The sequence below is a fragment of the Streptomyces longispororuber genome (assembly GCF_024448165.1).
Classification (GTDB): domain Bacteria; phylum Actinomycetota; class Actinomycetes; order Streptomycetales; family Streptomycetaceae; genus Streptomyces; species Streptomyces longispororuber_A.
The window spans coordinates 1-3,348 of record NZ_JAMOLN010000391.1 but is presented as its reverse complement, the minus strand read 5'-3'; the positions used below and the strand labels follow the sequence as shown (position 1 = coordinate 3,348).

Here is a 3,348-nt window from a genome sequence, read left to right as displayed (position 1 = left end):
GTCGTCGGTGCCGTGCAGGCCGTCGGCGGTGACGGTGCGGGTCTGGTGCAGGAAGCGGGGTTCGTCGAAGGCGGCGAGGGCCTCGCGCACGGAGGGGAGGCGGGGGTGTTCGGCGTGCAGGGCGGCGGAGAGCTGGGACTTGACGACGGGGATGCGGGCGGCGGCCAGACCGTCGAGCGCGGTGGCGGGGTCCTCGAAGGAGGTGGCGAGGTGGCAGGTGTCGAGGCAGAGGCCGATGCGGTCGGGGCGGGCGACGGCGGTGAGCGGGGCGATGGCGTCGGCGGTGGTCTCGACGGTGCAGCCGGGTTCGGGTTCCAGGCCGACGCGGACGGAGTTGCCGGTCAGTTCCTCCAGCGCGTCGAGGCGTTCGGCGAGGGTGACCAGGGCGGTGCGGGCGGCGTCGGCGCGCCGCTCGTCGTAGGCGGTGCGCCAGGCGAGCGGGAGGGTGGAGACGGTGCCCTCGGTGACGTCGGCGGGCAGCAGCGCGGCGAGCAGCCGGGCCAGGTCGGTGGTGTGGGCGAGGCGCTCCGGGTCGGCCCAGTCCGGCTGGTACACGCGGTACTTGACCTCTTCGGCGCCGAAGCCCTCGTACGGGAAGCCGTTGAGGGTGACGACCTCCAGGCCGCGCCGGTCGAGTTCGGTGCGCAGGCCGCGCAGGGCCGCGGGGTCGGTGATCAGGGAGCGGGCGGCGTCCTTGGCGAGCCACAGGCCGATGCCGAGGCGGTCGCGGCCCAGACGCTTGCGGACGGGTTCGCAGTGGTCGCGGAGCTGGGCGAGGACCCCGTCGAGGGTCTCCGCGGGGTGCACGTTCGTGCAGTACGCGAGGTGGACGGTCGAGCCGTCGGGGTGCCGGAAGCGCATGGGTCACGCTCCCCCGCGCAGGATGGAGTTGCCCTCGTGGGTGGCGGACTCCGGTGCGGGGACGTCGAGTTGGAGGCGGCCGCTGAGTCCGTAGAAGGCGACCGGGTTGCGCCACAGGACGCGGTCGACGTCGTCCTCGGTGAAGCCCCCGGCGAGCATCGCGTCGGCGACCAGGCGGGTCTTGAGCGGGTCGCTCCTGCCCCAGTCCGCGGCGGAGTTGACCAGCACCTTCTCGGGGCCGTAGGTGCGCAGGATCTCGACCATCCGGTCCTCGTCCATCTTGGTGTCCGGATAGACGGAGAAGCCGAGCCAGCTCCCGGCGTCCTTGGCCTCCTTGACGGTGGTCTCGTTGAGGTGGTCGATCAGTACCCGGTCCACGGGCAGCGCGGACTCGCGGACCACGTCGAGGGTGCGGCGCAGCCCGGCGAGCTTGTCGCGGTGCGGGGTGTGCACGAGGGCGGGCAGTTCGTGGTCGGCGGCCAGTTGGAGCTGGGCGGCGAGCGCGGTGTCCTCGGCGGGGGTCATGGAGTCGTAGCCGATCTCGCCGACGGCGACGACGTTGTCCTTGACGAGGTAGCGGGGCAGCGCGTCGATCACCGGCGTGCAGCGCGGATCGTTGGCCTCTTTGGGGTTGAGGGCGATCGTGCAGTGGTGGGCGATGCCGTACTGGGCGGCGCGGAAGGGCTCCCAGCCCAGGAGGGCGTCGAAGTAGTCGAAGAAGGAGGCGGGCGAGGTGCGGGGCTGGCCCAGCCAGAAGGCGGGTTCGACGAGGGCGCGCACGCCGGCCGCGTACATGGCCTGGTAGTCGTCGGTGGTGCGCGACGTCATGTGGATGTGCGGGTCGAAGATGCGCATCAGGACTCCTTCACCGTGGGGGGCGCGGGGGCGGTCAGGGCCAGGACGCGCTGCAGGTCGTCGGGGACGGGCCGGCCGGCGGCGGTGCGTTCCTGCGCGAAGTCGCCGAGCATGCGGGCGAGTTCGGTGTCGCCGTGGGCGCGTCGCCACAGTTCGGCGACGGCGTCGACGGGGACGCCGGTGAACAGGCACTTCAGGACGGAGTGCCGCCAGGCGTGGGCGGGCAGGTGCTCGGCCGCGTACGGGCCGACGGCGGCGGCGACCAGCCGGGTGTCGTTGGTGCGCAGCGCGTCCTCGACGAGCGGGAGCCCTTCGGGTCCTGGGACGAGGTGGGGCAGGGCGTGCAGGACGGCGCGGCGTTCGGCCGCGGTGCCCTCGGCGTACAGGCGGGCGAGGGTGCCGGTGTCGGCGCGGGCGGCGTGCAGGAGGACGACGCGGGCGGCGTCGGCGTGCTCCTGGCCGGTGCGGCGTCCGGCTTCGGCGAACCGCAGCTCCCAGACGGGCGGGTTCTTCTCGTCGCCGTGTCCGGTGGCGGCGGCCGCCTCGGCGAGGGCCTGGTCGAGCCAGGCGCGGGCGGCTCCGGAGAGGGCCGTGTCGAGGTGGGCGCGGACGGCGGTGAGGCTGGTGGGCTGGTTCATGCGCTGCCTCCTCGTGCTGCTGCTCGTGCCGCCTCACGGAGGAACGGGAGAGAGGCGGCGGCCAGTTGGGGTCCGGCGTGGGAGTGGCGGGGCAGTTCGACGACGGTCAGGCCCTGGTAGCCGGTGGCGGCGAGCGCGGCCAGGACGGGCGGGAAGTCGATCTCGCCGTCGCCGAACGGCAGGTGTTCGTGGACTCCGCGGCGCATGTCCTCGATCTGGACGTGCTTCAGCCAGGGCGCCGCCGCGCGCACGCAGTCGGCGGGCGGGTCGGGTTCCAGGCACTGGCAGTGGCCGATGTCGAGGGTGAGGCCGAGCGCGTCGGGGCTGCCGAGGGTGCGGCGCAGCCGGTGGAAGTCGGCGAGCGTGCCGAGGAGGTGGCCGGGCTCCGGCTCGACGGCGAGCGGGATTCCGGCGCCGGCCGCCACGTCCAGGACGGGGCCCAGCGCGTCGGCCAGGCGCTTCCAGGCGGTGTCCTCGTCCGTGCCCTCGGGGGTGATGCCGCTGAAGCAGTGCACCGCGTGGGCGTTCAGGTCGGCGGCGACCTGGACGGCGCGGATCAGCAGCCGGGTGCGGGCGGCGCGGGCGTCCGGGTCGGGGTCGAGGAGGGAGGGGCCGTGTTTGCGGCGCGGGTCGAGGACGTAGCGGGCGCCGGTCTCGACGGTGGCGGTGAGGCCGTGCCGGTCCAGGGTGCGGGCGACCTGGCGGGTGCGGGCCGCGAGGTCCGGGGCCAGCGGGTCGAGGTGCATGTGGTCGAGCGTGAGGCCGACGCCGTCGTAGCCGAGGTCGGCGAGGAGGGCGAGGGCGTCGTCGAGGCGGAGGTCGGTGAGGCCGTTGGTGCCGTAGCCCCAGCGCGGGGTGGCGCGCGGCGGGTCGGCGGTCATGTGACGCTCACCTTCTTCGCGAAGCGGCGGGCCAGTGGGGCGAGGGCGGCGGTGAGCAGCGCGGTGCCCGGGGCGCCCGACTTCGCGGCGAGGGCGGCCTGGAGCGGGATCAT

General features: G+C 74.4%; 4 protein-coding genes. All 4 read right to left on the bottom strand.

What is annotated here, in order from left to right; all coding sequences use genetic code 11:
* A partial coding sequence (eboE, locus tag M4J07_RS47170; RefSeq protein ID WP_255983469.1) for a metabolite traffic protein EboE occupies positions 1 to 861 on the bottom strand: 861 nt, incomplete at its 3' end.
* A gap of 3 nt (positions 862 to 864) precedes the next feature.
* Positions 865 to 1,716 (bottom strand): TatD family hydrolase, encoded by an 852-nt coding sequence (locus tag M4J07_RS47165; protein ID WP_255983467.1) that lies wholly within the window; start codon positions 1,714 to 1,716, stop codon positions 865 to 867.
* The gene (locus M4J07_RS47160) at positions 1,716 to 2,354 is read right to left on the bottom strand and encodes an EboA domain-containing protein (protein WP_255983465.1); all 639 of its coding nucleotides are present in this window, start codon (positions 2,352 to 2,354) and stop codon (positions 1,716 to 1,718) included. The genes M4J07_RS47165 and M4J07_RS47160 overlap by 1 nt, the downstream gene beginning before the upstream one ends.
* Positions 2,351 to 3,235 (bottom strand): sugar phosphate isomerase/epimerase family protein, encoded by an 885-nt coding sequence (locus tag M4J07_RS47155; RefSeq protein ID WP_255983462.1) that lies wholly within the window; start codon positions 3,233 to 3,235, stop codon positions 2,351 to 2,353. Before M4J07_RS47155 ends, M4J07_RS47160 begins: the two co-directional genes overlap by 4 nt.
* Between the last annotated feature and the right edge of the window lie 113 nt (positions 3,236 to 3,348).